Below are 25341 nucleotides of genomic sequence, written 5' to 3' on the forward strand. Positions count from 1 at the left end.
TGCGAAATTGCCGCTTTCCCCTCTTTCCCTTGGCGGCGTATTCTCTATATCGCGCAGCACGGGTTATGAGGATGCACTTGCGTATTCGTTTCGATCAGGGGCCAGCCGGTCCGGGAACCCGGTTCGACCGGCCATCCCACATCATCCGCGCGGACACGGCGGACGAGGTGCCCCAGGCGCTGGCGGCATTGGATGAGGCGCGCGCGGCGGGTGGCTGGCTGGCGGGGTACGCCTGTTACGAGCTTGGTTATGCATTGGAGCCGCGCCTGTTGTCCCGTCTGCCGGGCGACCGGACACTGCCGTTGCTGTGTTTCGGGGTCTATGACCAACCGGATCATAGCGATCTGCCCAAAGCGTCGGGCGGCATTGCCCAGTTCCAGCCGCGCTGGGATGAGACCCGATACAGTCGGGCGTTTCAGGCCGTGCATGATGCCATCGGGGCCGGGGACATTTATCAGGCCAATCTGACCTTCCCAATCGATCTAAAGGTCGAAGGGGACAGCGTGGCGCTTTACGCGGCCCTGACCTCCGGTCAACCCGTGGGCCACGGCGCTTTGATCCAGCAAGAGGGGTTGCCCGATTTGCTCAGCCGCTCGCCCGAGCTGTTCTTCCGCACGGATGAATCCGGGCGCATCGAGACCCGACCGATGAAGGGCACCCAGCCCCGCAGTGAGGATATGGCCGAGGATGCCCGCCGCCGAAACTTCCTGTCCAGCGACGAAAAGAACCGGGCCGAGAATCTGATGATCGTCGATCTGCTGCGCAACGATATCAGCCGCGTGGCCTTGCCCGGATCGGTTCATGTGCCCGAACTGTTCAAGGTCGAAACCTATGCCACCGTGCATCAGATGGTGTCGCTGGTGCGGGCGCAGTTGCAGATCGGGGCCGGGTTGTCCGATATCCTGACCGCTTTGTTCCCCTGCGGGTCCATCACCGGCGCACCCAAGATCCGCGCGATGGAGATCCTGTCCGACCTCGAACCCTGGCCCCGCGACATCTATTGCGGCACGATCGGCTGGGCTGCGCCGGACGGGCGGTCCGAGTTCAACGTTGCCATCCGCACGCTGATGGTGGACGGTGCCGCTGCAACGCTGAATGTCGGCGGTGGGGTGGTCTGGGACAGCACGGCCCCGTCTGAATACGAGGAAGCCCTATGGAAAGCCCGCTTTGCCCACCAGTTGAGCCTGATTTCCGCCTGATTGAAACGCTGGGCTTCAGGCCCGGGCAGGGGTTTGTCCGACAGGACCGGCATCTGAACCGAATGGCGCGCACTGCCAAGACCTTGGACCTGCCCTTCGACCGATCTGCCGCTGTGGCGATGTTGTCCGAAGGGGCCAGTGAGGCCCCCTTGCGCTGTCGTCTGACCATGGATGTTGCGGGTCAGTTCGAATTGACCAGTGCGGCACTGGCCGACAGCCCGCCGATCTGGCGGTTGGGGGTGTCGGAGACCCGGTTAACCTCTGACGACATATGGCTGCGCCACAAAACCACCCGGCGTGATCTCTATGACACCGCCCGCGCTGCGATGCCTAAGGGTGTCGATGAATTATTGTTCCTGAACGAACGGGATGAGCTGTGCGAGGGCTCCATCACCAACCTGTTTATCGAAACGCGCGAAGGGCAACGGCTGACTCCGCCCCTGTCCAGCGGGCTTTTGCCTGGTATCCTGCGCGAAGAATTGCTGGAACAAGAAGAGTTTGCCGAGGCGGCTCTGACCTTGAATGATCTGAAAGAGGCCCAATCTGTTTTCATGGGAAATTCGTTACGCGGCCTGATACCGGTGGAGTTGGTGAACCTGTGAGCAAAGACAGCACGATGGTCGCCCCGCCGGTCGCGGCAGCGCGATTACGGATTGAGTTTGGCCTGTTTTTCATCATTGCCCCGCTGGTGATTGCGGTGCTTTTTCCGCCCAACTGGATGTTCCCGGCGCTGTTTGCCTTTACCGGTTTGGGCATCGTTCTGCTGCACGCAACGCCCGGCTTTCAGTGGGCGGAACTGCGATACGAATGGGCAAACTGGTCATTTCGCGAACTGGCGGTATTCACACTGGTGACTGCTGCATTCTGTACCGCGCTGATCTACCTGACCCGTCCAGATGCGGCCTTTTTTCTGCTGAGAAACCGGCCCGAGATGCTGGCCTTCATCTGGATCGGCTATCCGCTTCTGTCTGCCCTGCCACAAGAGTTGCTATTCCGCCCGCTGTTTTTCCGCCGCTACCACGCCATCCTGCCGGACGGGCGCAGGGCCGACCTGCTGAACGCGGCCATCTTCGCCTTCGCGCATCTGATGTATTGGAGCTGGATTGTCGCCATCATGACCTTTGTCGGCGGGTTGCTGTTCAGCTGGGCCTATCGCAAGCGCGGCTCGTTCTTTTACGCCGTTCTGCTGCACGCGATTGCGGGGAACATCATCTTTGCCGTGGGGCTGGGTGTTTATTTCTATTCAGGCAATGTGCAAAGGCCGTTTTGACGGCGCGACCTGCCTTGACTTTCCGGGCCTGACAGGGTGTATCGGCGCGACGAATTCTGCGCCCGAAGGGATATTCCATGCACGCCTATCGCAGCCACACCTGCGCCGCTCTGACCGCCGCCAATGTCGGTGAAACCGTTCGCCTGTCCGGTTGGGTGCATCGGGTCCGAGATCACGGCGGCGTGCTGTTCATCGATCTGCGCGACCATTTCGGAGTAACACAGGTATTGTGCGACGGCGACAGCGCGGCCTTTGCCGAGCTCGAGAAGGTGCGTTCGGAATGGTGCATCCGCATCGACGGCACCGTCAAAGCGCGTGACGCGGATCTGGTGAACCCGAAGCTGCCAACAGGCGAGATCGAGGTTTACGTGCGTGAACTGGAAGTGTTGGGTGCCGCCGACGAACTGCCGCTGATGGTGTTCGGCGATCAGGAATACCCCGAGGAAACCCGCCTGCGCTATCGCTATCTGGACCTGCGCCGCGAGGCGATGCAGCGCAACATGACACTGCGCTCGGACGTTGTGGCCTCAATGCGCAAACGCATGTGGGATCAGGGCTTTCGCGAGTATCAGACGCCGATCATCACGGCATCCTCGCCCGAAGGCGCGCGCGACTTTCTGGTGCCCTCGCGCCTGCATCCGGGCAAATTCTACGCCCTGCCGCAGGCCCCTCAGCAGTTCAAGCAGTTGATCATGGTCTCGGGCTTCGACAAATATTTCCAGATCGCGCCCTGCTTCCGCGACGAAGACCCGCGCGCCGACCGCTCGCCCACCGATTTCTACCAGCTTGACCTTGAGATGTCGTTTGTCGAGCAGCAGGACGTGTTCGACACCATCCAGCCCGTTCTGACCGGCGTGTTCGAAGAGTTCGGAGGTGGCCGGAAGGTTGACCAAGAGTGGCCGCAGATTTCCTACAAGGACGCGGCCTTGTGGTATGGCACCGACAAGCCCGACCTGCGCAATCCTATCAAAATGCAAGTGGTCTCCGACCACTTCCGCGATAGTGGCTTTGCGATTTTCGCGAAGCTGTTGGAGCAGGACGGCACCGAAATCCGCGCCATCCCTGCGCCGACCGGCGGCAGTCGCAAGTTCTGCGACCGCATGAATGCATTCGCCCAGAAAGAGGGTCTGCCCGGCATGGGCTATATCTTCTGGCGCGATCAGGGCGAAGGGATGGAGGCTGCAGGTCCGCTGGCCAAGAACATCGGCCCCGAACGTACCGAGGCGATCCGTCAGCAATTGGGTCTGGGTGTTGGTGACGCGGCGTTCTTCCTGGGCGGCAAGCCGAAAGCCTTTGAAAAGGTCGCAGGCAAGGCCCGCGACGTGATCGGAGAAGACCTCGGCCTGACCGAAAAAGACCGCTTTGCCTTTGCCTGGATCGTCGATTTCCCGATCTATGAGCAGGACGAGGAAACCGGCGCGATCGATTTCGAACACAACCCGTTTTCGATGCCGCAGGGCGGTATGGAGGCGCTGCAGGGCAATCCGCTGGACGTGCGCGGCTATCAGTACGATCTGGCCTGCAACGGGTACGAGCTGGTCTCGGGCGCGATCCGGAACCACAAGCCGGAAATCATGCTGAAAGCCTTTGAACTGGCCGGTTACGGCGCGGATGAGGTCAAATCGCGCTTTGGCGCCCTGTTCAACGCCTTCCACTACGGCGCACCGCCGCACGGGGGCTGTGCTGCGGGCATCGACCGGATCGTGATGCTGCTGGCTGATGAGGCCAATATCCGCGAAGTCATGATGTTCCCGATGAACCAGCGCGCCGAGGACCTGATGATGGACGCGCCCTCCGACCCGACCTCGGATCAGTTGATGGAACTGGGTCTGCGGATCATTCCGCAGGAGTAAGCCTGTCGGTCGCGGCCTGCCGCTTGTCTGGTGATGAGCGTACGTATTGCGCGGCGTAAACCGTATGACGACTGAACCGCCCGCCACGCGCGGGCGGTTTGCGTTTGTCACTTGTGCCTAAGGCAGACCGGTAACCGCAACGTCAAGGGAATCAATCAATCCCTTTGCCCAGCTTTTGCCGGTTCACGCGAATGGATCGGGCGCTCTGCCGGGTTTGCCGGTACATCCACCCGAACACCAGGGACGCGGTGATGAAATAGGCGGTGGCCATCTCAGATCGCCTCCCGCTGTTCCAGCCGGTTTTGAACTAGCCCGGCAACCTGCGCGGCCTGAGCGGTGATCGGACTGCCTTGCGCCCGGGAGAGTGATAGTTTTCGGGCCGCGTCCGCCAACACCGTATCGTTGGCCTCACGCGCAACGCCGTGAAGAAACTGGGCAGCATAGTCCAGCATGCGCGGATCGGTCGGCCCTGCCAGAACGTCCGCGATGTGCGCCATATCGTCCTGATAGGCCAGTGGATCGGGGTGAATGACTTCGTCCCGAACGGCGTGCAACCCGCTGGGCCGACGGTCCTCGGGGAGGCGTTCCAGAATGGCTTTTTGAAAATAAGACATGGATTTTAGGGGTTTGGGCAAAAACCCGTCAGCCCCGGCCCCAAGGGCAGCAGACTCGGTGCATGTATCACCGGACATCGCCAGAATGACACTGATCCTGGGCGAGGCCTGTGTCAGTTCAGCAATCAGATCGGCCCCGGACCCGTCCGGCAGACCCATATCCACAAGAATGACCGAGGGGCGATAGATCTGAAGGTGACGCCGCGCGGATTTCAGGCAATCGGCACGTCGGATCCTTGCCCCGCTGTGCAGGCACATCAGGCGGATCGCGTCGCAGGCATAGCGGCTGTCCTCGACAACCAGAATGGTCTGTCCCAGCAAAGGCCGCGTCGCTGTGTGCGTAGCGATAGTTGTGGCGAAAGGAACCGAATCGTCCATGTCAGATCTCCTATCCAGCAGATGCCTCACGCTAGGAACTTCTGGCTAACACAGGGTTAACGGGCGATTTGGCGCACTTGTCCTTTGCCGGAACTGCCCCCATAACCCACTCAACGTAGGACAGAGGAGTTTACTATGATCGGACGACTAAACCACGTCGCCATCGCCGTTCCGGATCTTGAGGCCGCATCCGAGCAGTATCGCAGCGCGCTGGGCGCCAAAGTGGGCGCGCCGCAGGACGAACCGGATCATGGTGTGACGGTGGTGTTCATCGAACTGCCCAACACGAAGATCGAGCTTCTGTACCCGCTGGGCGATGACAGCCCGATCAATGGCTTTCTTGAGAAAAACCCGGCCGGTGGCATCCACCATGTGTGCTATGAAGTCGAAGACATCATCGCGGCCCGCGACCACCTGAAGGAAAGTGGTGCACGTGTGCTGGGTAGCGGAGAACCCAAGATCGGCGCGCATGGCAAGCCCGTTCTGTTCCTGCACCCCAAGGATTTCAACGGCTGCCTCGTCGAACTGGAACAGGTGTAACGCCACAAGCTCGGAGGGCCCGAAATGACCATCACTGCCGCATTGGTGCTGTTTGCAGTCATCTGGTTTCTGACCCTGCTGATCGTTCTGCCCATTCGCATCAAGACGCAGGGCGATCTGGGCGAGATCGTTCCGGGCACCCATGCGGGTGCGCCGGAGGTGCATCACATGAAGAAGAAGATGTGGATCACCACGGGCATTTCGATCGTTTTATGGGCCATCATCGCCGGGATTATCCTGTCCGGGGTGATCTCGGTTCGGGATTTCGACTGGTTGAACCAGCTTGAGCCGCGCTGAGCCGTGTCAGGCCGCGCGGCCTGACACATTGTGATAGATATGGGTAAAGGTGGCGACACCGATAATCGGGATCACCAGATTTACCAGCGGAACTGAAAGCGGGATCGCCATCAGCGTCCCGGCAAGCCAGATAGTTGCCGTGTGTTTCGCACGCAGCTGGCGCGCACGCTCACGCCCCAACCTGCGCATCGCGGCCAGCGTGAAATATTCCCGGCCCAGCAGAAACCCGTTCATGCCCCAGAATATAAACAGAGCAAGGGGCGTGAAGATCGCATACAGGATCAGCGCCAGCAGGTTTGCCACGATCAGAACGCCCATAAAGCTGAGACCATCCTGAATGGACTCGCCAAGCGGGATTTTTGGGGCCGGGGGCAGGTGCGCGTAGTTTTTGTCTTCGACCGCCTGCGCGACCTCTTCCAAAAAGATCGACGTGATGGCCGAGGCGACGGGCACCATCAGGAACACCGGCAACACCAGAACCAGCAGGATGCCGGAATAGTTCAGCACATCGTTCAGCCACGACACGGTGCCAACAAAGGGCAGTGAAATCTCGTCTCCGGACAGCGCATTGATGAACCAGATCGCGGCAGCACAGGCGAGGATCAGCAACAGGATCGTCAGACCTATGCCGCGAAACAGGACTGAGCGGAACTTGGGGTCTCCGATCTGACCAAGGGCCGCGAAGAACGCGTTCAGGATGATCATTCCGTGAGCCATTCAGTCAGGGCGGCAACGTCCGGCCGGGGGCGTTCTGGCGGGGCGGTCCCTTCGGTTGCGATATGGATCACGCCGGCCAGTCGTTCGTTTTCGGCCAACCCAAAAGCGGATTTGCAGAAATCCCGGTCATGCGATTGCCAGCCAGACAGCCAGTTCGCGCCCCATCCGGCGGCGAGGGCCGCGTTCAGCAGGGCCAGACAGACGGCACCGGCAGAGTAGGTTTGTTCAATCGCCGGGATCTTTTCCGACGGTTTCTGAACCTCGATCACGGCCACAGCCAGATGTCCCATGTCGAACTGGCTGCGGGCCTTGGCAATGTCTTCCGGCGATTTGTTCAGCGCCTTGCCACAGACTTCGGTCAGGTCAGCAAGACGCGCCATCGCGCCCTTTTCGATCACGATAAACCGCCAGGGTTCCAGTTTGCCATGATCCGGGCTGCGGGCGGCGGCGGTCAGCAAAGGCAAAAGCTCGTCCCGTGTCGGGGCCGGAGCAATCAGTGTTTTGGCCGGTCTGGACCGGCGCGACTGTAAAAACTCCAGGGCGGCAGGGTTTTTCAGGGACATATGTTAACTTCCTTTACATCGGCCATCTGTATCTTGGGCGGTACGGCTGGCGATTCAAGGGCGGGCCGTTGGATTTTTGGGGATCATTTTCATTCCGGCACGCCGGGTGCAAGCGCAATGACACTGGATGGGGGGCTTGGCGACTTACGAAAATTCAATAAACCATTGGTCACGGATTTTAGACTCCGCGTCGCTTGGCCAGAACCGCCACAGCTCGAACCCTACGAGCCCTGATCCTGCGTTTCGCGAATCTGATAGACACCTTCTGGCAAATCCAGCGCCGCAGCCAGATCGCGGACCTGTTCGGGCGACAGGGTGATCTTCTGGATCTGATCCGTGCGGGGGTCCATTTGTTCCAGCGTCACGCATTCGGCGAAGCTGTTGATCACCACATCCTCTTGCAAAGGCTTGGGGCCTTCATCCACGAGGGTAATGACTGTTGAGTCGAATTCATGCTCAATCGAAAACATGGGGCCAGAGTGCAGGCCACCGCCCGCCAATGCAACCCGTCACAGGCCGAAACCGCAGTGGTACTGCCCGGTTGGTCCGGCTATGTTGGGATCAACGCCTGATCGGCTAATAGGACCTTTGATGCGCCTTCTCTTATTTCTGGTTTTTCCCCTGCTTCTGTCGGCCTGTGCAACAGACAGATTGCGCGTGATTCCTGCAGAAGACTGGCGTGGGCTCACGGCAGAAGAAGCCGCCAGCGCCGCAGCTTTTCGCAAGGTCAGCCGCGAGGTCGGGCGCGAGGCGCGGGCCCAGTGTCTGAGGTCTTCCAAACCGCAAAGCTGCGATTTCAGAATTCTGGTCGATCTGAACCCGACCGCGCCTGCAAACGCCTTTCAGACTCTGGATGACAAGAAACAGCCCGCGATCATCTTCACGCGATCCTTGATCCGCTCGACCCGGAATGCGGATGAATTGGCCTTTGTGATGGGGCACGAGGCTGCGCATCACGTTTTGGATCACATCGGACGGCAAAGCGAAAACGCCCGTGTTGGCGCAGCCAAGTTTGGAGAGGCCGAGCGGCAGCGTGGCAAAAGCGACGCCGCTGTTGAAAAGGCGCAGAAACTGGGGGCAAAGGTGGCCGTGCAAGCCTATGCGAAAGACTTTGAGCTTGAGGCGGATCAGTTGGGAACCCTCATCACACACAATGCCGGATACAACCCGCTGATCGGTGCGAAGTATTTTGCCCGCATTCCCGATCCGGGTGACCAGTTCCTGGGATCGCACCCACCCAACGCGCAGCGGGTCGAAATTGTACAGCAAACCGCGCGAAAGCTGGGTGTCACAGAATGACTGAACTGGTGCGGCTGGGCGTGATTCTGACCGATCGCGGATCGAAATACGCGGTGTCTGGGGCAACTGTGACATCGCGGGATCAGGTTGACGCGGTGCTTGCCGAGCTGAAGACGGATAAAGCCTATGCAAAGGCCACGCACAATACCTGGGCGGCGACGTTGCCAACCGGGGCGCTCAAGGCCGACGATGGAGAAAGCGGGGCGGGCATGGTCATCCTTCGCATGATGGAGCGTGAGGGGTTAGAGAACCACGTCATCATCGTTACGCGCTGGTATGGCGGCAAAAAGCTGGGCGGGGACCGTTTTCGCCGCGTTCAGGACGCAACGCGTGCTTATCTCGACCAAATTGGGGCCTCTGCTTGACCTGAATCAAGGATTCCCCCTGTCCACCAACTACGCTCTGACCAAAGCGCGACAGGGAAAGGACAGGACATGCCCAGCCGAGAGACTTTGCGATTGCACGCCGGTTTGGTCGATGACATGGCGCGGATGCTGGATATCGATTTGCAGGAATCCGCCATCGAGGGTGCCGTATCAATCGACCAGATTTCAGACGCCGTGGTCCGGTGCACAGATTGCCCGAACCCCGGACATTGCCAATCCCTGTTGAAAGAAGCGTCTGCGCTTAGCCGCGCCCCGGAATACTGCCGCAACTACACTTTGCTGGAAAAACTCAGACCGTAAACGCGAGGGGCCTATGCCACGTCTCGGAGATATCATGACCCATATGCGTCTGGTTCTGCGAATGGGTCAGGCGACGGGCGCGGATATCGTTGCAGCACATCACGCTTGCCACCTGAGCCAGGAAGACTGGGCCGAGATGGTGCAGTTCTGTCGTGGTTGCGCATGGGCAAAGGACTGTCCCGAATGGCTGGATCAGCATCAGGCTATCGCAAATGCGCCTGAAACCTGCCCGAATCGGGCGCGACTCGCGGCCCTGAAATCCGCTCAGGTCGGGGGCGGTTGATGCCACAGGTCGCCCTTGGAGAGATCGAAAAACACTTTTGGCTGACGCGTTCAGTGGCCCGTTGCCTGGGTATTTCGCTGACCGAGGCAATGGCCGAGGGGCAACTTTCCGCCGAAGGCTATGCCGAACTCGTCACCCGATGCCGGGCGTCAAATTGCTGTGGGCAATGTGCGATCTGGTTGTCCCAGCAACAACAACTTGCCGATGCTGCCCCCGAGTTTTGCGCCAATGCCCAAGCCTTGAACCGGCTTCGCCGCCCGTCAAATTCGCGCGTGTGATCCGTCGCATAACGGCGCCTTGCCGGTGTGCTTGCAGCAGCAGAAGAACACTTTTTTACTTGCTTCAGCCGTGTATTTTAAGGGTTCAAAGTCGGTGTCTTTGTGCGACCCATCACAAAACGGCTGCTTCTTGGATCGGCCGCAAGCGCACCAGAAATAACTCTTTCCTTCGACAACTTCGACCGCCATGGGCTCTTTCTGGGCGATGATGGGGGCGTCGGACATGTGGCTTCTCCGTTCTTGGCTGATGTCAGGTCACGAGTTTAGGGCAATGCGCCAAAAAAGGTAGCGCGCGTCGCTGACGGTGCTGCGATCCAGGGCGTCCCAAGCGTGGTTTCGCCTTCGTTCACAAGGATGTGATCGATTCTGTTGCCAGATTGCCGATCAACCCGTATCCTGAACCCGGCCCCGAAAAACTGGGCAATATCAGAAAAGTAATAGAGGATTGACGGACATGAAAATCAAACTCGCTGCTGTTGGAGCCTTTGCGCTGATCCTGACTGCCTGCGCGCAGCCGGAACCCACCCCTGTTTATATTTCGCCCAGCTATGACAAAGCCGGTACCCCAAGCTGTGCCGCCGGGTATGAACTGGCGACCACCGAAGCAGGCGAGACTGTCTGTAACCCGGTTGCGGGATAAACCCTTTGCAGGCGGTCCCGATTTGGGACCGCCTGCCCAAGATTTGAGAATGTGATGCCGCCCTAGGGGCGGTTTTTTTTGATTGCCGGACGCGTTGCTGCGAACCATTACATATAGGTCGGGCGTTTAGTGTTTTCTAAAGCGAAACCCGTGCCTGTATTTGAAGGCGTGATGCCTGTGCCCGCGGAAGGATCGATGCGGCTGGTACCTGTAAACCTTGCGTTTGTGACCCGCGTGGACATGCGGTTTGTGCGCCCTTTTGCGGTGTTTCTTGATGTGATGCCCGGATTTGGGCGCAAAATAGGGGCGGTGATGCGGGTGAACACCCCGGACATGGAAATTGAATTTCTTGCCGCCGACATAGACGATTTCAGCCGACGACCGGCCAAAACCCTCAGCGATAGCGGGGGTCGAAAGCATCATGGCCGACAGGGCGACCACCATGCTGCGTTTGGCAAAATGAGTTACTCGAAACATGAAAACCTCCGTTTGGCTTCATGTTCAAGGTGAGAGCGGGGGCGCCTGTTCTCCAATAAACTCGGGTCACGCTTTACCGATGGGCCGTGTTCCGACACGGCCCGAAGCGGTCAGGCAAGCTGTCCCCAGAGGTCGTAATCACCAGCCTCGTCCACGGTGACCGAGACGATATCGCCGGGTTTAAGCCCCTCGAATCCTTCGTCAATGAACAGGTTTCCGTCGATCTCGGGCGCGTCTGCCTTGGTGCGGCAGGTGGCGGCCTCATCGTCAATTTCGTCAACAATGACGTCAATCGTCTGTCCGACTTTGGCCTGCAGCTTCGCCTCGGAAATTGCCTGCGCCTTTTCCATGAAGCGATCCCAACGCTCTTGCTTGACCTCGGCGGGCACATGATCCGGCAGATCGTTCGAGCGTGCGCCATCGACGTTTTCGTACTGAAAACACCCGACGCGATCCAGTTGCGCCTCGTCCATCCAGTCCAGCAAGGTCTGGAATTCGGCCTCGGTCTCACCCGGATAACCCACGATGAAGGTCGACCGCAGGGTGATGTCCGGGCACACCGCGCGCCAGGCGCGGATTTCATCCAATGTTTTGGCGGCAGCGGCTGGCCGAGCCATGCGTTTCAGAACGTCCGGGTGCGCGTGCTGGAAGGGGATGTCGAGATAGGGCAGAATGTTGCACCCGGAATCCGCCATCAACGGGATCAGATCGCGCACATGCGGGTAGGGGTAGACATAGTGCAGGCGCACCCAGGCCTCCAACTGCCCCAACTCGCGCGCCAGATCGGTGATGTGGCTGCGCACCTTGCGGTCTTTCCACGGGTTCACATCGTATTTCCGGTCAAGCCCATAGGCCGAGGTATCCTGCGAAATCACCAGCAACTCGCGCACGCCGTTATCGACCAGCCTTTCGGCCTCGCGCAGAACTGCATGGGCCGGACGGCTGGCCAGTTTCCCGCGCATATCGGGAATGATGCAGAACTTGCACTTGTGGTTACAGCCTTCCGAGATTTTCAGGTAGCTGTAGTGGCGCGGGGTCAGTTGAACGCTGCTGGCGGGCAGCAGATCGACAAACGGGTCCGGGTCCGGTGGCACCGCTGTGTGCACCGCATCCAAGACCTGTTCGTATTGGTGTGGCCCGGTCACCGCCATGATGCGGGGGTGGTGTTCACGGATGTAGTCGGGCTCGGCCCCCAGACAGCCGGTCACGATCACCTTGCCGTTTTCAACCAGAGCTTCACCAATTGCATCCAGCGACTCGGCCTTGGCGCTGTCCAGAAACCCGCAGGTGTTCACGATTACGGCATCGGCCCCGGAATAGTCGGGCGAAATGCCGTAACCTTCTGCCCGCAGGCGAGTCAGGATACGCTCACTATCGACCAAAGCTTTCGGGCAGCCCAGCGAGACCATGCCGATGGTCGGCTGGTTTGCACGGGACGTCTCGGGCATCCGGGCGGCGGGCGCCAGGTCGGGGCGGAGATTTGGCGGGTTCGTGGTCATGGCGCGGCATATAGTGGGGAACGCTTCCCCTTGCAAATGTCACGGTGCGTTTGGATGATGATTTCAATCAAGCCAAAAAGGCGGAGAGCAGATAGATGAAATGGCTGATACGCATTCTGTTCATTGTTGTGGCCGTGGTCGGGCTGGTCATTGGGGCGTTGCTGCTGATGCCCGGGGACAAGCTGGCCGCGATCCTGTCTGAGCAGGTCAAGGCCAACACGGGGCGCGAGCTGACGCTGTCGGGGGACGTCAACCTGTCCTTCTGGCCGGTTTTGGGCATGGAAACCGGGCCCGTAACATTCGGCAACGCGCCATGGGCCGGGCCTGATCCGATGCTAAGCGCGGACAGTCTGGCTGTTGGTGTGGATGCTGCCGCAATGCTGGCGGGCGATCTGAAGATCAAGCGGGTCTTTGCGCAAAACCCGGTTCTGCGGTTGGAATTGTCAGAGGGTCGCGGAAACTGGGTCATGGGCGCGGCTGAGACCACGCCGTCAGCGGGCGCTACAGGCGGCGCGCCCTCGGGCGAAACCGGTGCCGTGACGCTGGAGCGGTTGGAACTGATGGATGCGCGGCTGATCTACGTCGAAAACGGCGTAACGCAGATGGATTTTGCGGGTGTGACCCTGTCCGCCAGTTGGCCGGACGTATCCGCGCCCATGGTGATGCAGGCCAGTATGGCAGTGCCGGGCGGTGCGGTGCAGGTGGACCTGAAACTGCCCGATTTGCCCGCCTTTTCGTCGGGCGCTGTGACGCCGCTGGATGTGGCGCTGACCGCCCCGGGCGGAGAGATCGGGTTCAACGGCAATGTCAATCTGTCCGGCGAGATGGATGGCAAGATGCAGATCATCACGCAAAGCACGGAAATGATGTTGACCGCGTTTGGGCAAGGCGGTGTGGCGGTTCCCCACGGTTTGGGCCGGACGGCAAATATCTCGGGGCAGATGACCTATACCAAGGATGGCCGTGTGTCCCTGCGCAAAATGGTGGCGCAGCTTGATGACAATCGGCTGGCCGGAGAGGCCGACATCACCATCGCCGATCCCCCTCAGATCGTGGCGCGCCTGAATACCGATGCGCTGGACCTGTCGCGCGTGACCGATGCCGAGCCCGGATCGGGGGGCGGGACAGGGGCCGCGTCATCTGCGGCGGACGGGTGGTCCAAGGCACCGATTGATGCGTCGCCGCTGTCATTGGCCAACGGCAAAATCCGCCTGACGGCCAAGTCTATTGCCGTTCCGGGGATGCAATTCGGGGCCTCTGACCTGACGCTTGGTCTGGATCGTTCGCGTGCGGTGCTGGAAATGCACCCGGCAACGCTGTTCTCCGGCCAGCTCAACGGTCAGGTGGTTGCGAATAACCGCAACGGATTGTCGGTGGGCGGCGATCTGAAAGCCAGCGGCATCAACCTGAAGCAGGCGTTATCGACACTTGCAGATGTAGACCGTCTGTCCGGCACCGCATCCGGCGCGTTTCAGTTTCTTGGCGTCGGGCAGAGTGAAGACCAGATCATGCGCTCGCTCAGCGGCAAGGGGAATGTGGATGTCGGGTCCGGGGTGATTTCGGGCTTCGATCTGGATCGGCTGATGGGCCGGGGAACCGGGTCGGGCGGTACGACGGTGTTTGACAGCCTGACCGCAAGCTTCTCGATCGACAAAGGCGTGCTGACCAACTCTGACCTGCTGATGTCCCTGAAAAACTTCCGCGCCGATGGTGAGGGCAAGGTCAATCTGGGTGCGCGTACGTTGGACTATCTGTTCACGCCAACCGCGCTACGGGCGAATGCGGGGCAGGGAATTTCGGTGCCCGTGCGCATCCATGGTCCGTGGAGCAGCCCGTCGATCACGCCTGACCTGACCAAAGTCATCGAGGTGGCGGCGGAAGGCAAAGTCAAAGAGCTTGAGGATGACGCCAAGCAGAAGGTGCTGGACAAGGTCGGCAATGAGTTGGACACGACCATAACCGACAGCGATCAAATCGAAGACGCGCTGAAGAAAAAGCTTGAGGATGAGGCGAAGAAGGGTCTGCTGAAACTGTTTGGCGGCGATTGATGAAAGGGGCGTCCAGCGACGCCCCCTGGTTCAAATCGTCTGGTCGTAATCGCCAACACTCGGTTCGGTGCGGATAACGGCGTCGATATCGGCAAAGATCGCACGCATTTCCGCCTCGCTTTCACTGCTTTCGCACACCACCACAAGGTTCGGCGTGTTCGAGGAGGCGCGCACCAGACCCCAGCTGCCATTGTCCAGAATGACCCGCGCGCCATTGACAGTGACCACCTCTTTGATGGCGCGACCGGCAAAGCTTTCTCCTGCGTCCGCCTTGGCCACCAGTTTGTCGACCAGTCGCTGGAGGATATCGTATTTCTCGGTATCAGCCGCGTAGGGCGACATGGTCGGGGTGGACCAGGTCTTAGGCAGGGCCTTACGCAGATCGGACATGCTTTGACCGGGGTTGCGGTCCATCAGCTTGCAAATCTCAACCGCGACCCGCATCCCGCAGTCATAGCCACGCCCGACCGGCTCGGCCAGGAAGTAGTGGCCCGATTTCTCGAACCCGGCCAGCGCGCCGATTTCCTTCACGCGCCGCTTCATGTGGCTGTGACCGGTTTTCCAATAGTCCGCTTTGACGCCGAGGGCTTGCAGTTCAGGGTCGCTGGCGAACAGACCGGTTGATTTGACATCTGCCACAAAGGTCGAGCCCGGGTGCAGCTTGGCCAGATCGCGGGCCATGATGACGCCAACCTTGTCGGCGAAAATCTCCTCGCCCTCATCATCGACCACACCGCAGCGGTCGCCATCCCCATCAAACCCAAGCGCCAGATCCGCGCCGCTGGATTTCACACTGTCCGACATGTCGTGCAGCATTTCCATGGCTTCGGGGTTGGGGTTGTAGTTGGGGAAAGTGTAATCCAGACGATTGTGGCTGGGTACGACTTCAACCCCGATCCGTTCGAAAATCTCGGGGGCAAAGGCCGAGGCGGTACCGTTCCCCGTGGCGCAGACCACTTTCAACGGACGGGACATTTTGAAATCCCCGACCAGATCGTCGATATAGGCCTCTTTCACGCCATCGACGAATTCATAGGACCCGCCTTGATGCGGCTGGCCTTCGCCGTTCAGGACGATATCGCGCAGTTCGGACATCTCGTCCGGGCCGTGAGTCAGCGGACGCTCAAAGCCCATTTTCACTCCGGTCCAGCCATTTGGATTATGGCTGGCCGTCACCATCGCCACGGCGGGAACGTTCAGATGAAACTGCGCGAAATAGGCCATCGGGCTAAGCGCGGGGCCGATATCCTTGACCTGAATCCCGGCCTGCATCAGCCCCAGGATCAGGGCGTTCTTGATCGACAGGGAATAGTCGCGATAGTCGTTGCCCACTGCGATGACCGGGTCAATCCCGCGCCGCCGCAGCTGAGTGCCCAAACCCAGACCAAGTGCGGTCATGCCGGGCAGGTTGATCTCGTCAGGGTACTTCCAGCGTGCATCATATTCGCGAAAGCCCGTGGGCTTGATCATCGCGTCACGCAAAAAGCTCCAGGTGTTTGGCGTCACCTCGGGGAATGGTTTGGTCATAACAAGTCTCAATCGTTAAATCTGAATAGGATTCGCTTTCGCAAGCGCATCAAAACGCATCAATGTGTCAACAAGTTGGGGCATCTGGTCCAAGTAAATCATGTTCGGGCCGTCGCACGGTGCATTGTCTGGGTCCTGATGCGTTTCCATGAAGACCGCAGCCGACCCAACGGCAACCGCAGCGCGTGCCATGACCGGTGCGAATTCGCGCTGGCCACCCGACGATCCACCTTGCCCGCCCGGCTGCTGTACGGAATGCGTGGCATCCATAACGACAGGATACCCCGTCTGCGCCATCTGTGGCAGAGACCGCATATCCGCAACGAGGGTGTTATAGCCAAAAGACGTCCCGCGTTCGGTTAGCAAGATGTTCTGATTACCCGTGCTTTCGATTTTCGAGATGATGTTCGGCATTTCCCAAGGCGCGAGAAACTGACCTTTTTTGACGTTGATGACGGCCCCTGTATTGCCTGCTGCCAACAGCATATCCGTCTGACGGCACAGGAAAGCGGGGATTTGCAGTACATCAACAGCCTCAGCCGCAATGGCGCATTGGGCCTCGGTATGCACGTCGGTCAGAACTGGAACGCCTATGGTCTTGCGAATATCGTCCAGAACCTTGAGCCCCGCATCGATTCCCATGCCGCGTTTACCGGACAGAGAGGTGCGGTTGGCCTTGTCATACGAGGCTTTGAATACATACTGCGCGCCCGCAGCATCGCAGGCTTCTTTCATGGTGCCCGCAATCATCTGGGCGTGGTCCGCTGTCTCAAGCTGGCAGGGGCCGGCAATAATGGTCAGCGGAAGATCGTTGCCGACGGTAATGTCGGAGATTTTTACATGTTTCATGGGTCTTATGAGGATACCTGTTCACGAAGGACCGACGCGGTAAGCGAGATCATCAGGTAGATACCAGCAAACAACAGGAAAGCCAAAATCGTATTTTCGAACTTGCGCGGATAGGACGGATCCTGACTGGGAACCGGGTTCACCGAGACGGTCAGATACCGCACCTGCCTGTTGGCCTCGGTGCGCGTGGTTTCCATGTATTGCATAGCGTTTTGCAGCATCATGTCCCGCGCGACCAGATCGGCCTGCGCCATCTGAATCCGCACGCTCAACCGCGCCAGCGAGTTTTCGCCTGCCGAAACATCCAGCATCTCGGCATTCAGGTTGTCCAGCACCACTTCCAGCCGTGCGATATCGGCTGTGACCCCGTCGACCTTGGCCTTGTTGGGCCGCAGATTGTCAAGAAGGGCCGCCAGTTCCAGGTTTTTGTCCTGCAACAGAATTTCGATTTCGTTGATCCGCCCGCGTAGCCCGGCGATCACATTTTCGGGGTCCAGAATCGCGCCCTGAAGCTGCAACTCGATCAGGTCTTCCTGCGCCTGACGGCGCGCCTGTTGCGCGGATTCAAAGCTTTCCAGCGCGTCACGCATCTGGTCGTCGCGCTTTTCACCGGACAGTTTGTTCACCCGACCTTCGGCGTAAGAGATCAAGCGATCGGAAAACTCGGCCGAGGTTTGCGGGTCAGGGGCAATCACCTCCATCCGGATGATCCCGTCCGTGGGGTCATAGCCGATCGTGACGATGCGGCTGTATAGCTTATAGGCTTCCTCAAGCGTGGCGTCGGCTGCCAGCCTTTGGATCGGATCAATCCAATCCTGTTGAAAGACTTCGGTAAAGCTTGCGTCATTGTCCAGCAGCAGCAACGCCTCTTTCGATTCCAGAAAATCCTGAACCGAGACCGAATCCTGTGCCGTGGCAAATTGCGTACCGGACAGCAGGCCACCGACGGCCCCACCCGCACTATCTGCCTGCAGGATCGAGAAGGACGAATTGCTGGCATACATCGGGGTCGCGATTCGATAGAAATAGAACCCCACAACAAAGGTGGGCAGCAGTACAAACGCTGCCAGCCGTGCGAACAGCGCAAACAGCTTGACGCGCCGCCTGCGCGCGATGTCCTTCTGGATTTGACCGATTTCAAGGTTTCGGCGTTCTGCCGGACTCATCTCGGGGCCCGGCGGGCTGAATTCCTTGTGCTGCACGGTTTGCGGCAGCTGTATCCTGACCTTGTCCTTGGGCTTTTTCGACGTTGTGCTGCCTTGGGAGGTTTTGGCGGCGGCAAGGTCCAGCAGGTTTGTCCGCTCGAACGGGTCGATCCCCTTTTTCCGCAACAGACGAACGGCATCATAATCGGACGAGGCCGCAAGCCCGTGTTTCTGCGCCAGCCGACGGGCAATGCGTAGCTGCCGACCGGTCAGCCCCTCACGCTTGATGTCATCCAGTTCGGTTCCGGGCTGCGGGGCGTTTGCGGCAGATGGTCCTTCGGTCGCGCTGCGAATGCGCGAGATCGCATCTGCGCGCGCCTCGGCCGAGCCTTCGACCGGCTGCTTGCGGCGCAAGTTGTATTTTCTAACCTTGGGTTTCGTAGTCATATAACTGTTTTGCCTCTTCCAAGGTTTCAAACATGTAAAGCTGCCCGTCCAAAAGAACCGCGGCTTGCTGTGCAAATTTTTCCAGCGTCGATGGACTGTGCGACACGATCACAAGGGTCGTCGTGCGCAGCCTTTCCCGCAGGATGTCACCGGCCTTCTTGTTGAATTCAACATCCGTGGACGAGGGCATCCCCTCATCAATCAGGTACATGTCGAAATCCAGCGCCAGCATCAGCGAGAAGGTGAAACGTGAGCGCATGCCGGAAGAATAGGTCGACAGGGGCTGGTTGAAATATTCGCCCAGATTGCACAGCCAGCTGCAATACGCCTCGACATAGTCAGGATCCATGCCGTAGATTTTTGCGATATAGCGCGCGTTTTCCAGCGCGGACATCTTGCTGGAAACGCCACCTGTGAAACCCATCGGGAAAGACACCCGGCAATCGCGGCGAATGACGCCTTCATCCGGTTTTTCCAGCCCGGCCATCATATTGATAAGCGTGGTTTTTCCCGTGCCATTGGGCGCAAGAATGCCAAGCGATGTACCCAGTTCGACCCGGAACGAGACCCTGTCCAGGATCACCTTGCGGCGCGTCCCGGTCCAAAAGGATTTGCTGACATTCTCGAACTCAAGCATAGGTGGCCTGCTGCTCAATCCAGTTTTCGTGTCGCTCTTGTCGGGCGATGAGGGAGAGTGTTCCCTATCGGCCCATGTTGGCTACATTATGTCGAATTATGAAACAAATCATCAATATGCGCCAGCGGCAGGAAGGCTTACGTAACATTCCATGACCAGCTTGATGGATGATATTCGGTCGTGCCGCCTGTGCGCCGATAAATTCGCGCAGACGGCGACAGCGCATGCGCCGCGCCCTGTGGTCTGGTTTCAGCCGGGCACGCCGATTCTGGTCGCGGGGCAAGCGCCGGGTGCGCGGGTTCATGCCTCGGGGCGGCCGTTTACCGATCCATCCGGGGATCGCCTGCGTGACTGGCTGGGGATTGATGAGACTGTGTTCTACGACCGGGCCAGGCTGTCCATCGTGCCCATGGCCTTTTGCTTTCCGGGTTATGACGAAAAGAACGCGGACCTGCCGCCGCCGGCCCTTTGCCGAAAGACCTGGCATGATCGCGTCATGCAGGCGTTGGGGCAGGTGCCATTGACCGTGCTGGTGGGTGGTCACGCGCATAAATACCACCTTGGTGTTCGCAGTTCCGTCACCGATACGGTCAAAGACTGGAAAACCCACGCCCCGCGCGTCTTTGCCTTGCCTCATCCGTCGTGGCGCAATACGGCATGGCTGAAGAAAAACCCGTGGTTCGAGGCCGATCTGCTGCCGGTTCTGCGCGCGCGGGTGCAAGAGGTGTTGAATGACTGAGACAACCGCGCTGGATACAGCCCATGCCGCAATGCAGGCCGCCCCGCAGGACGACACGGCCCGGCTGAGGTTTTTCGAACGTCTGGCGGATAGTGAACTGTTCCTGATGCTGACCGAAGAAGCACAGGGCGAAAACATCTCGCCCGAGGTGTTTGATGTGGCCGATGGGCAGTTCGTCCTGGCCTTTGATCGCGAGGACCGGCTGGCGCAGTTTGCGAGCCGTCCGGTGCCCTATGTGGCGCTGTCCGGTCGGGTGCTGTCATCCATGCTTGCGGGGCAGGGGATTGGCTTGGGTCTGAACCTCGAAGTTGCACCTTCGTCGATGCTGATCCCGTCCGAGGCGCTGGGGTGGTTGGCGACAACCCTGCAACATGCCCCCGAAGAAGTGCAGGAGAAGCTGGCCGAGTTCCTGCCACCTGCGGGCCTGCCCGATATTCTGTTGACCGCGCTGGACGCCAAGCTGGCCACTGCCGGTGGGCTGGCACAGGCGGCCTATCTGGTGGCGACTAGATCGCAAAGCGGTGTGTCAGGTCACTTGCTGGGATTTGTCGGGGCGGTCGAAGGCGCAGAACCTGCGCTGGCCAAGGCCGCGTCCGAGGCGCTGACCTTTTCGGGGATCGAGGCCGGTGCGATGGATGTGGGCTTTTTTGCCTTGGACGACGTGGCGGCAGGATTGCTGGCCAAAACCGGGCTGAGGTTCGATCTGCCGCAGCCCGAGATGCCCGAGACTGTCCGGCCCATACCGGGAAGCGACCCGGCCAAACCCCCGATCCTGAAATAGGCCCCGCCCAAAAGGAAAACGCGGCGCAAACCAGCGCCGCGTCGTCTTTTTCGCCGGTTATTCGGCAGCTGGCTCCAGCTTGTCCTGCGTTCGGGTCTCGAAATCGCTGGCCTCGTGCCGTTCATGAAGCTGCATATGCGGCTCGCCAAACGGGCGGTTGACCATGCGTCCCCGCAGAACAGCCGGGCGTTCGTCGATGGCCTTGGCCCAGCGCATGACGTTCTTGTAGGATTCGACATCCAGAAACTCGGCGGCGTCGTACAGACGACCCAGCACAAGCTGACCGTACCAGGGCCAAATCGCCATATCGGCAATCGTATAATCCTCACCCGCGATAAATGATTTCTCGGCCAGTTCCCGATCCAGAACGTCCAACTGGCGCTTCGCCTCCATGGCAAAGCGATTGATCGGATATTCCCATTTTTCAGGTGCATAGGCGTAGAAATGACCGAATCCGCCGCCCAGATAGGGCGCGCTGCCCATCTGCCAGAAAACCCAGTTCATCACCTCGGTCCGCTCGGCCCCCGATTTGGGCAGGAAGGCATCAAATTTCTCGGCCAGATGGAACAGGATCGAGGCGCTTTCAAAAACGCGCACAGGTTCATCCCCGGACCGGTCCCACAGCGCAGGAATTTTCGAGTTTGGATTGGCACCGACAAAGCCGGAACTGAACTGGTCGCCTTCGCCGATATTGACCAGCCAGGCATTGTACTCAGCCTCTTCATGGCCCAGGGCCAACAGCTCTTCCAGCATGATCGTGACCTTGACGCCATTGGGCGTGGCCAGCGAATACAGTTGCAGGGGATGGCGACCTACGGGCAGATCCTTGTCGTGGGTGGCACCTGCAATCGGCCGGTTGATATTGGCAAACCGCCCGCCGCTTTCGCTGTCCCAGGTCCAGACTTTCGGAGGGGTGTAAGTGGATTGATCGCTCATCTCGTGCCTTTCTGTCCAATGCCGGGGGTCCGCGCACCCAATCGTCTAACAGCTAATGTTGCAGTATCCAGAGTCCAACCCCGTGTTGTTGTAATAAATTCAGACAAACCTCTCACGTTTTCTCGTTCTTGGTCACAGCGGCGCGAGGGGGACTACGCAGCGCCAAAAAATAGCATATTGTCTCGACAGTCCCGCCAACACGGCACCCTTGGGCAGATGACTTGAAAAGGATTGACCACATGAAACGCTTTGCTTTGACCTTTGCCGCGGCCATGGCCCTGGCAGTTCCAGCTTTCGCTGGCCCGCAATATGTCGACGGCACCGGTTTTGCTGTCTCTGGGTATGACGTTGTTGCCTATCGCAGCCTGGATCAGGTTGCCATCGGTCAGTCGCAACCCGAAGGTGTGCGCGGAAATGCAGACATCACCGCCGAATATAACGGTGCCACCTGGGCCTTCGCGACCGAAGAAAACCGCGACAAGTTTCTGGAAAACCCGGCTTATTACGCGCCGCAATATGATGGCCACTGCGCGTATGGCGTGTCCAAGGGCGGTAAGGTTCCGGCCAACCCGAATCTGTGGCGCATCGTCGATGACAAGCTGTACCTGAACATCACCGATGTTGTTGTCGGTTTCTGGGAAGAAGATGTTCCGGGCAACATCAACATCGCCGAAGGCAACTGGCCGGGTATCGAAGGGGGTGACGCCTCCACCAGCGTCATTCCGAAGTTCACTTCGGAAGGCCCGATCACAAACTAAGGCCACTCACGACCCTCAGCCCGGCTCTCACCCCCTCAAGAGCCGGGCTTTCCGCGCGGTTAACTCGCCAGCCAGTATTCGTTGCGAATGGCCTGATCGGCCTCGAACCGAATGCGCACACTTTTCGCCCCCGGAAATTTGCGTTCGCAGATTGTGTCCGGGATCACGACCTCTCCGGCCCCTTTGTCATTTGACTGGAAGCTCAGAACTTCGGTCTCGGTATTGCGCGAAGCGCTGAGGACAGAGGTCGGCAAAGCGACCCGATTGGCCCCCTGGCAGACCGGCGTTGTGACGAAATACGTAAGATGACGCCCATAACATCCAACCGCATCCGGAACGTGGTCGGACGCGACATAGTTGGACTCATCCCGCTGCGACATATGCGGCAGAGCGCGACCGGGATCCAGCATCGCCTGGCAGGTTGCGATATCTTCGGGCGCAAGCTCGATGATGCGCTTTCTCAGGCGTGGCCGTTTCGGCTTGCGCGGCCCGGTATCGGCCTCTTTCGCGGTGTAGCCCTTTTTGCGCAGATAGTCATAGGCCGCCTTTGCCCGCGCGAAATTTGTTGAATCCCCCCCTGTGTGATCAGGATGGGCATGAAAGGCGATCCGCCGCCATGCGTCTCGGATGTCTTCTGAATCGGCGTCCGGGTCCAGTCCCAGATCCGCCAAAGCGTCCTTGCGCGCCTTGAACTCGTCGACGTGCTCCATACTCATTTCACTCTTTACAACCACACATCCTCAGTTTCCCGAGTGTCGTGTTTTTGTCAATTTTTACAGAGCATTGAGTTGGGTTGGGGTGACAATGCGAAGCCAGAATGCGGATTGTTCCTGATTTCGTGCGATCCTTTGGGTGCAGTGTCAGCACCAGCTTTCCGGCGGTTTGCGAACTCAAAAACGCCCGGGCCAGTTTTGGACCCGGGCGGCACGCAATGAATGGTTGAATTAGGCGACGTTCTGCAATTCGGCCTTGGGTGTGATGCCCAGCGCAAAACAGACGTCACGGGTCAGTTCCGGGCGGTTCAGCGTGTAGAAATGCAGCTTGTCCACGCCGCCTTCGATCAGGTCAGAGCACAACTCGGTGCACAGCGCCGTGGCCAGAAGATCTTCACGATCATCGCGAATGGCTTTCTCGAACGCCTGATCGATCCAATCGGGAACGTGGGTGCCGCAGCGCTGGGCAAAGCTGCGCGCGCCCTTCCAATTTTCGATCGGCAGAATGCCGGGGACGATGGGCTTGTCGATACCCGCTTTCTCACAGGCATCACGGAACCGGAAAAAGGTCTCGGCCTCGAAGAAGAACTGGGTCAGCGCCTCATCGGCACCCGCGTCCAGCTTGGCTTTCAGCCAGTCCACATCCGCTTGCGTATTGCGGGCTTCGGGATGTTTGTCTGGATAGGCTCCAACGCGGATGCTGAACATCTCGGTCTCGGCCAGTGCCTCGATCAGTTCCACAGAATGCGCAAAGCCGTCGGGGTGGGGGATGAACTTGTCCTGTCCTTTTGGCGGATCGCCACGCAGGGCAACGATGTTTTCGACACCGGCGCGGGCGAACTTGTCAGCGATCTCAAGCGTTTCCTGACGCGAGGCATCGACGCAGGTCAGATGCGCCGCAACCGGCAGGCCAGACGACTTGTGCAGCGTCGCAACCGCATCCCGCGTCAACTCGCGCGTGGTGCCGCCTGCGCCATAGGTGACCGAAACAAACCGGGGCTCTAGCGGGGCCAGTGTTTGCACCGTGTCCCAAAGGCGGAATGAGGCCTCAAGCGTTTTGGGCGGAAAGAACTCGAACGAAATTTCAGGTTTGGTCATCATGGCCTCACAGGATCAATTGAGCCTCTTGTGCCATGTGGGGCGATGTGAGACAAACTCATATTCTTCAAGAACAACATGAGGTGCGCGACATATGCACATCGAGTTCCGGCACCTGCGAACCATCAAGGCCATCCATGAATGCGGCGGGCTGGCGCGTGCGGCGGATCAGCTGAACATCACGCAATCCGCGCTGAGCCACCAGATCAAAGGGCTTGAGGATCAGGCTGGGGTCGAACTGTTCCTGCGCCGGTCGAAGCCGATGAAACTGTCCGCCGCCGGACTGCGCCTGTTGCGTCTGGCGGAACAGATTCTGCCGCAGGTCGAAGCTGCCCAGCAGGAGTTCACTTCGCTGCGTGACGGTCGCACGGGCCGGATGCATATCGCCATCGAGTGTCACGCCTGTTTCGAATGGCTGTTCCCGGTGCTGGAATCCTTCCGGAAGTCCTGGGGTGACGTGGATGTCGACATTCGCCCCGGTCTGGCTTTTGATGCTTTGCCCGCATTGCAGAAGGAAGAAGTTGATCTGGTCGTCTCATCCGACCCCGAAGATCTGCCGGGTGTCGAGTTTGTCGAACTGTTCGACTACAACGCGGTGTTTGTCGCCGCCTCATCCCATCCGCTGGCCGAGAAGGATTATATCGAGGCCGAGGATTTTCGTGGTCAGACCCTGATCACCTATCCGGTTGAGCGCACGCGTCTGGATGTCTTCAGTCAGCTGTTGATCCCGGCGCGGGTCGAACCGGCCGCCATCCGGCAGGTCGAACTGACGGCGGTGATCCTGCTGCTGGTTGCGTCGAACCGGGGCATTTCGGTCCTGCCCGACTGGGTCGTGCGCGAGGTCAAGTACAACTCGGATTACGTCACCCGGCCACTGACGAGTGAGGGGATCACGCGCCGTCTATATGCCGCCGTCCGCTCGGAAGATCTGGAAAAACCCTTTGTGCAGGAACTGGTCAAACTGGCCCGCGACGAGGCGCGCAAGCTGCAGGCCCAGTAGCGGCGTTTTGCGCGGGGCTGCTATGCGCATCATTCCTCTTGGCAAGGGCGCATTGCATCAGTATACGCGC

General features: G+C 59.3%; 31 protein-coding genes. 17 read left to right on the plus strand and 14 right to left on the minus strand.

What is annotated here, in order from left to right; genetic code table 11:
• The first annotated feature begins 71 nt into the window (after positions 1-71).
• The 4 genes from ACR0KX_RS01020 (at position 72) to aspS (ending at position 4322) form a co-directional block, all read left to right on the plus strand.
• Positions 72-1199 (plus strand): aminodeoxychorismate synthase component I, encoded by a 1128-nt coding sequence (locus ACR0KX_RS01020; RefSeq protein ID WP_170453143.1) that lies wholly within the window; start codon positions 72-74, stop codon positions 1197-1199.
• Positions 1154-1801: an aminotransferase class IV family protein gene (locus ACR0KX_RS01025; RefSeq protein WP_170452619.1), complete on the plus strand. Its 648-nt coding sequence runs from the start codon at positions 1154-1156 to the stop codon at positions 1799-1801. Before ACR0KX_RS01020 ends, ACR0KX_RS01025 begins: the two co-directional genes overlap by 46 nt.
• Entirely contained in the window at positions 1798-2469 is a 672-nt protein-coding gene (locus ACR0KX_RS01030) for a CPBP family intramembrane glutamic endopeptidase (protein WP_480707760.1), read from the plus strand. The genes ACR0KX_RS01025 and ACR0KX_RS01030 overlap by 4 nt, the downstream gene beginning before the upstream one ends.
• 77 nt (positions 2470-2546) lie before the next feature.
• Positions 2547-4322, plus strand: coding sequence for an aspartate--tRNA ligase (gene aspS / locus ACR0KX_RS01035; RefSeq protein ID WP_170622881.1), 1776 nt, complete (start codon positions 2547-2549; stop codon positions 4320-4322).
• Between the two features lie 272 nt (positions 4323-4594).
• Here aspS and ACR0KX_RS01040 read toward each other — a convergent pair whose 3' ends face one another.
• The gene (locus tag ACR0KX_RS01040; RefSeq protein WP_170622883.1) at positions 4595-5314 is read right to left on the minus strand and encodes a response regulator; all 720 of its coding nucleotides are present in this window, start codon (positions 5312-5314) and stop codon (positions 4595-4597) included.
• A 135-nt stretch (positions 5315-5449) separates the two neighbouring features.
• Here ACR0KX_RS01040 and mce point away from each other — a divergent pair, with 135 nt between their 5' ends.
• Both mce and ACR0KX_RS01050 read left to right on the plus strand, forming a co-directional pair.
• The gene (gene mce, locus ACR0KX_RS01045) at positions 5450-5854 is read left to right on the plus strand and encodes a methylmalonyl-CoA epimerase (RefSeq protein WP_170452613.1); all 405 of its coding nucleotides are present in this window, start codon (positions 5450-5452) and stop codon (positions 5852-5854) included.
• A 24-nt stretch (positions 5855-5878) separates the two neighbouring features.
• Positions 5879-6151 (plus strand): DUF1467 family protein, encoded by a 273-nt coding sequence (locus ACR0KX_RS01050; RefSeq protein WP_170452611.1) that lies wholly within the window; start codon positions 5879-5881, stop codon positions 6149-6151.
• A gap of 6 nt (positions 6152-6157) precedes the next feature.
• Here ACR0KX_RS01050 and ACR0KX_RS01055 read toward each other — a convergent pair whose 3' ends face one another.
• From ACR0KX_RS01055 to ACR0KX_RS01065, 3 genes are all read right to left on the minus strand, one after another.
• Positions 6158-6868: an EI24 domain-containing protein gene (locus ACR0KX_RS01055; RefSeq protein ID WP_480707762.1), complete on the minus strand. Its 711-nt coding sequence runs from the start codon at positions 6866-6868 to the stop codon at positions 6158-6160.
• Entirely contained in the window at positions 6853-7431 is a 579-nt protein-coding gene (locus tag ACR0KX_RS01060; protein ID WP_170452610.1) for a nitroreductase family protein, read from the minus strand. The genes ACR0KX_RS01055 and ACR0KX_RS01060 overlap by 16 nt, the downstream gene beginning before the upstream one ends.
• Positions 7432-7652: 221 nt before the next feature.
• Positions 7653-7901, minus strand: coding sequence for a hypothetical protein (locus tag ACR0KX_RS01065; RefSeq protein ID WP_170452608.1), 249 nt, complete (start codon positions 7899-7901; stop codon positions 7653-7655).
• A 187-nt stretch (positions 7902-8088) separates the two neighbouring features.
• On the opposite strand from ACR0KX_RS01065, the gene ACR0KX_RS01070 reads away from it, so the two are divergent.
• The 5 genes from ACR0KX_RS01070 (at position 8089) to ACR0KX_RS01090 (ending at position 9977) form a co-directional block, all read left to right on the plus strand.
• Positions 8089-8730 (plus strand): M48 family metallopeptidase, encoded by a 642-nt coding sequence (locus ACR0KX_RS01070; protein ID WP_480707764.1) that lies wholly within the window; start codon positions 8089-8091, stop codon positions 8728-8730.
• Positions 8727-9095 carry a YigZ family protein gene (locus ACR0KX_RS01075; protein ID WP_170622887.1) on the plus strand — a complete coding sequence of 123 codons (369 nt, stop codon included), beginning with the start codon at positions 8727-8729 and terminating at the stop codon, positions 9093-9095. Before ACR0KX_RS01070 ends, ACR0KX_RS01075 begins: the two co-directional genes overlap by 4 nt.
• A gap of 69 nt (positions 9096-9164) precedes the next feature.
• Positions 9165-9416, plus strand: a complete 252-nt coding sequence (locus ACR0KX_RS01080) for a DUF6455 family protein (protein ID WP_170452601.1) — start codon at positions 9165-9167, stop codon at positions 9414-9416.
• 13 nt (positions 9417-9429) lie between these two features.
• The gene (locus tag ACR0KX_RS01085; protein WP_170622889.1) at positions 9430-9699 is read left to right on the plus strand and encodes a DUF6455 family protein; all 270 of its coding nucleotides are present in this window, start codon (positions 9430-9432) and stop codon (positions 9697-9699) included.
• Positions 9699-9977, plus strand: a complete 279-nt coding sequence (locus tag ACR0KX_RS01090) for a DUF6455 family protein (RefSeq protein WP_170521744.1) — start codon at positions 9699-9701, stop codon at positions 9975-9977. Before ACR0KX_RS01085 ends, ACR0KX_RS01090 begins: the two co-directional genes overlap by 1 nt.
• On the opposite strand, the gene ACR0KX_RS01095 is transcribed toward ACR0KX_RS01090, so the two are convergent.
• Complete coding sequence (locus ACR0KX_RS01095) at positions 9960-10202, minus strand: CDGSH iron-sulfur domain-containing protein (RefSeq protein ID WP_170622891.1); 243 nt, start codon at positions 10200-10202, stop codon at positions 9960-9962. The genes ACR0KX_RS01090 and ACR0KX_RS01095 overlap by 18 nt on opposite strands.
• 229 nt (positions 10203-10431) lie before the next feature.
• Here ACR0KX_RS01095 and ACR0KX_RS01100 point away from each other — a divergent pair, with 229 nt between their 5' ends.
• On the plus strand, positions 10432-10617 hold the full coding sequence (locus ACR0KX_RS01100; RefSeq protein WP_170452593.1) for a hypothetical protein: 186 nt from the start codon (positions 10432-10434) through the stop codon (positions 10615-10617).
• Positions 10618-10743: 126 nt separating this feature from the next.
• Here the strand turns inward: ACR0KX_RS01100 and ACR0KX_RS01105 are convergent, their stop codons facing one another.
• Together ACR0KX_RS01105 and rimO are read right to left on the minus strand one after the other, a co-directional pair.
• Positions 10744-11094 (minus strand): hypothetical protein, encoded by a 351-nt coding sequence (locus ACR0KX_RS01105; RefSeq protein ID WP_170622894.1) that lies wholly within the window; start codon positions 11092-11094, stop codon positions 10744-10746.
• Between the two features lie 110 nt (positions 11095-11204).
• A complete protein-coding gene (rimO, locus tag ACR0KX_RS01110) occupies positions 11205-12593 on the minus strand; it encodes a 30S ribosomal protein S12 methylthiotransferase RimO (RefSeq protein ID WP_170622896.1) in 1389 nt (462 codons plus the stop codon).
• Positions 12594-12688: 95 nt separating this feature from the next.
• Here rimO and ACR0KX_RS01115 point away from each other — a divergent pair, with 95 nt between their 5' ends.
• Positions 12689-14641, plus strand: a complete 1953-nt coding sequence (locus ACR0KX_RS01115) for an AsmA family protein (RefSeq protein WP_170622897.1) — start codon at positions 12689-12691, stop codon at positions 14639-14641.
• 30 nt (positions 14642-14671) lie between these two features.
• On the opposite strand, the gene ACR0KX_RS01120 is transcribed toward ACR0KX_RS01115, so the two are convergent.
• The 4 genes from ACR0KX_RS01120 to ACR0KX_RS01135 are packed head-to-tail and all read right to left on the minus strand — an operon-like array spanning position 14672 to position 19246.
• Positions 14672-16168: a phosphomannomutase/phosphoglucomutase gene (locus ACR0KX_RS01120; RefSeq protein WP_170622899.1), complete on the minus strand. Its 1497-nt coding sequence runs from the start codon at positions 16166-16168 to the stop codon at positions 14672-14674.
• Between the two features lie 15 nt (positions 16169-16183).
• A complete protein-coding gene (kdsA, locus tag ACR0KX_RS01125; protein ID WP_170622901.1) occupies positions 16184-17017 on the minus strand; it encodes a 3-deoxy-8-phosphooctulonate synthase in 834 nt (277 codons plus the stop codon).
• Between the two features lie 5 nt (positions 17018-17022).
• Positions 17023-18609: a capsule biosynthesis protein gene (locus ACR0KX_RS01130; RefSeq protein WP_170521756.1), complete on the minus strand. Its 1587-nt coding sequence runs from the start codon at positions 18607-18609 to the stop codon at positions 17023-17025.
• Positions 18587-19246 carry an ATP-binding cassette domain-containing protein gene (locus ACR0KX_RS01135; RefSeq protein ID WP_170452578.1) on the minus strand — a complete coding sequence of 220 codons (660 nt, stop codon included), beginning with the start codon at positions 19244-19246 and terminating at the stop codon, positions 18587-18589. Before ACR0KX_RS01135 ends, ACR0KX_RS01130 begins: the two co-directional genes overlap by 23 nt.
• Positions 19247-19397: 151 nt before the next feature.
• On the opposite strand from ACR0KX_RS01135, the gene ACR0KX_RS01140 reads away from it, so the two are divergent.
• Together ACR0KX_RS01140 and ACR0KX_RS01145 are read left to right on the plus strand one after the other, a co-directional pair.
• The gene (locus ACR0KX_RS01140; RefSeq protein ID WP_170521758.1) at positions 19398-19985 is read left to right on the plus strand and encodes a uracil-DNA glycosylase family protein; all 588 of its coding nucleotides are present in this window, start codon (positions 19398-19400) and stop codon (positions 19983-19985) included.
• Entirely contained in the window at positions 19978-20766 is a 789-nt protein-coding gene (locus tag ACR0KX_RS01145) for an SseB family protein (protein ID WP_170521760.1), read from the plus strand. The genes ACR0KX_RS01140 and ACR0KX_RS01145 overlap by 8 nt, the downstream gene beginning before the upstream one ends.
• Before the next feature lie 57 nt (positions 20767-20823).
• Here ACR0KX_RS01145 and yghU read toward each other — a convergent pair whose 3' ends face one another.
• Entirely contained in the window at positions 20824-21702 is an 879-nt protein-coding gene (yghU, locus tag ACR0KX_RS01150; RefSeq protein WP_170622903.1) for a glutathione-dependent disulfide-bond oxidoreductase, read from the minus strand.
• A gap of 239 nt (positions 21703-21941) precedes the next feature.
• Here yghU and ACR0KX_RS01155 point away from each other — a divergent pair, with 239 nt between their 5' ends.
• A complete protein-coding gene (locus tag ACR0KX_RS01155; RefSeq protein WP_170622905.1) occupies positions 21942-22460 on the plus strand; it encodes a YHS domain-containing (seleno)protein in 519 nt (172 codons plus the stop codon).
• Positions 22461-22519: 59 nt separating this feature from the next.
• Here ACR0KX_RS01155 and ACR0KX_RS01160 read toward each other — a convergent pair whose 3' ends face one another.
• Together ACR0KX_RS01160 and metF are read right to left on the minus strand one after the other, a co-directional pair.
• A complete protein-coding gene (locus ACR0KX_RS01160; RefSeq protein WP_170453140.1) occupies positions 22520-23170 on the minus strand; it encodes a J domain-containing protein in 651 nt (216 codons plus the stop codon).
• A 234-nt stretch (positions 23171-23404) separates the two neighbouring features.
• Entirely contained in the window at positions 23405-24271 is an 867-nt protein-coding gene (gene metF, locus ACR0KX_RS01165) for a methylenetetrahydrofolate reductase [NAD(P)H] (RefSeq protein WP_170622907.1), read from the minus strand.
• A gap of 94 nt (positions 24272-24365) precedes the next feature.
• Between metF and ACR0KX_RS01170 the strand changes: the two genes are divergently transcribed.
• On the plus strand, positions 24366-25271 hold the full coding sequence (locus tag ACR0KX_RS01170) for a LysR family transcriptional regulator (protein ID WP_170452567.1): 906 nt from the start codon (positions 24366-24368) through the stop codon (positions 25269-25271).
• Positions 25272-25341 lie beyond the last annotated feature (70 nt).

The sequence above is a fragment of the Ruegeria sp. BG5 genome (genome assembly GCF_056538425.1).

Bases quoted from the DNA above. Each gene is read 5' to 3' on its own strand.
- ACR0KX_RS01020 (WP_170453143.1), top strand. From the start codon at position 72: ATGCACTTGCGTATTCGTTTCGATCAGGGGCCAGCCGGTCCGGGAACC.
- ACR0KX_RS01025 (WP_170452619.1), top strand. From the start codon at position 1,154: ATGGAAAGCCCGCTTTGCCCACCAGTTGAGCCTGATTTCCGCCTGATT.
- aspS (WP_170622881.1), top strand. From the start codon at position 2,547: ATGCACGCCTATCGCAGCCACACCTGCGCCGCTCTGACCGCCGCCAAT.
- ACR0KX_RS01040 (WP_170622883.1), bottom strand. From the start codon at position 5,314: ATGGACGATTCGGTTCCTTTCGCCACAACTATCGCTACGCACACAGCG.
- mce (WP_170452613.1), top strand. From the start codon at position 5,450: ATGATCGGACGACTAAACCACGTCGCCATCGCCGTTCCGGATCTTGAG.
- ACR0KX_RS01050 (WP_170452611.1), top strand. From the start codon at position 5,879: ATGACCATCACTGCCGCATTGGTGCTGTTTGCAGTCATCTGGTTTCTG.
- ACR0KX_RS01055 (WP_480707762.1), bottom strand. From the start codon at position 6,868: ATGGCTCACGGAATGATCATCCTGAACGCGTTCTTCGCGGCCCTTGGT.
- ACR0KX_RS01060 (WP_170452610.1), bottom strand. From the start codon at position 7,431: ATGTCCCTGAAAAACCCTGCCGCCCTGGAGTTTTTACAGTCGCGCCGG.
- ACR0KX_RS01065 (WP_170452608.1), bottom strand. From the start codon at position 7,901: ATGTTTTCGATTGAGCATGAATTCGACTCAACAGTCATTACCCTCGTG.
- ACR0KX_RS01075 (WP_170622887.1), top strand. From the start codon at position 8,727: ATGACTGAACTGGTGCGGCTGGGCGTGATTCTGACCGATCGCGGATCG.
- ACR0KX_RS01080 (WP_170452601.1), top strand. From the start codon at position 9,165: ATGCCCAGCCGAGAGACTTTGCGATTGCACGCCGGTTTGGTCGATGAC.
- ACR0KX_RS01085 (WP_170622889.1), top strand. From the start codon at position 9,430: ATGCCACGTCTCGGAGATATCATGACCCATATGCGTCTGGTTCTGCGA.
- ACR0KX_RS01090 (WP_170521744.1), top strand. From the start codon at position 9,699: ATGCCACAGGTCGCCCTTGGAGAGATCGAAAAACACTTTTGGCTGACG.
- ACR0KX_RS01095 (WP_170622891.1), bottom strand. From the start codon at position 10,202: ATGTCCGACGCCCCCATCATCGCCCAGAAAGAGCCCATGGCGGTCGAA.
- ACR0KX_RS01100 (WP_170452593.1), top strand. From the start codon at position 10,432: ATGAAAATCAAACTCGCTGCTGTTGGAGCCTTTGCGCTGATCCTGACT.
- ACR0KX_RS01105 (WP_170622894.1), bottom strand. From the start codon at position 11,094: ATGTTTCGAGTAACTCATTTTGCCAAACGCAGCATGGTGGTCGCCCTG.
- rimO (WP_170622896.1), bottom strand. From the start codon at position 12,593: ATGACCACGAACCCGCCAAATCTCCGCCCCGACCTGGCGCCCGCCGCC.
- ACR0KX_RS01115 (WP_170622897.1), top strand. From the start codon at position 12,689: ATGAAATGGCTGATACGCATTCTGTTCATTGTTGTGGCCGTGGTCGGG.
- ACR0KX_RS01120 (WP_170622899.1), bottom strand. From the start codon at position 16,168: ATGACCAAACCATTCCCCGAGGTGACGCCAAACACCTGGAGCTTTTTG.
- kdsA (WP_170622901.1), bottom strand. From the start codon at position 17,017: ATGAAACATGTAAAAATCTCCGACATTACCGTCGGCAACGATCTTCCG.
- ACR0KX_RS01130 (WP_170521756.1), bottom strand. From the start codon at position 18,609: ATGACTACGAAACCCAAGGTTAGAAAATACAACTTGCGCCGCAAGCAG.
- ACR0KX_RS01135 (WP_170452578.1), bottom strand. From the start codon at position 19,246: ATGCTTGAGTTCGAGAATGTCAGCAAATCCTTTTGGACCGGGACGCGC.
- ACR0KX_RS01140 (WP_170521758.1), top strand. From the start codon at position 19,398: ATGACCAGCTTGATGGATGATATTCGGTCGTGCCGCCTGTGCGCCGAT.
- ACR0KX_RS01145 (WP_170521760.1), top strand. From the start codon at position 19,978: ATGACTGAGACAACCGCGCTGGATACAGCCCATGCCGCAATGCAGGCC.
- yghU (WP_170622903.1), bottom strand. From the start codon at position 21,702: ATGAGCGATCAATCCACTTACACCCCTCCGAAAGTCTGGACCTGGGAC.
- ACR0KX_RS01155 (WP_170622905.1), top strand. From the start codon at position 21,942: ATGAAACGCTTTGCTTTGACCTTTGCCGCGGCCATGGCCCTGGCAGTT.
- ACR0KX_RS01160 (WP_170453140.1), bottom strand. From the start codon at position 23,170: ATGGAGCACGTCGACGAGTTCAAGGCGCGCAAGGACGCTTTGGCGGAT.
- metF (WP_170622907.1), bottom strand. From the start codon at position 24,271: ATGACCAAACCTGAAATTTCGTTCGAGTTCTTTCCGCCCAAAACGCTT.
- ACR0KX_RS01170 (WP_170452567.1), top strand. From the start codon at position 24,366: ATGCACATCGAGTTCCGGCACCTGCGAACCATCAAGGCCATCCATGAA.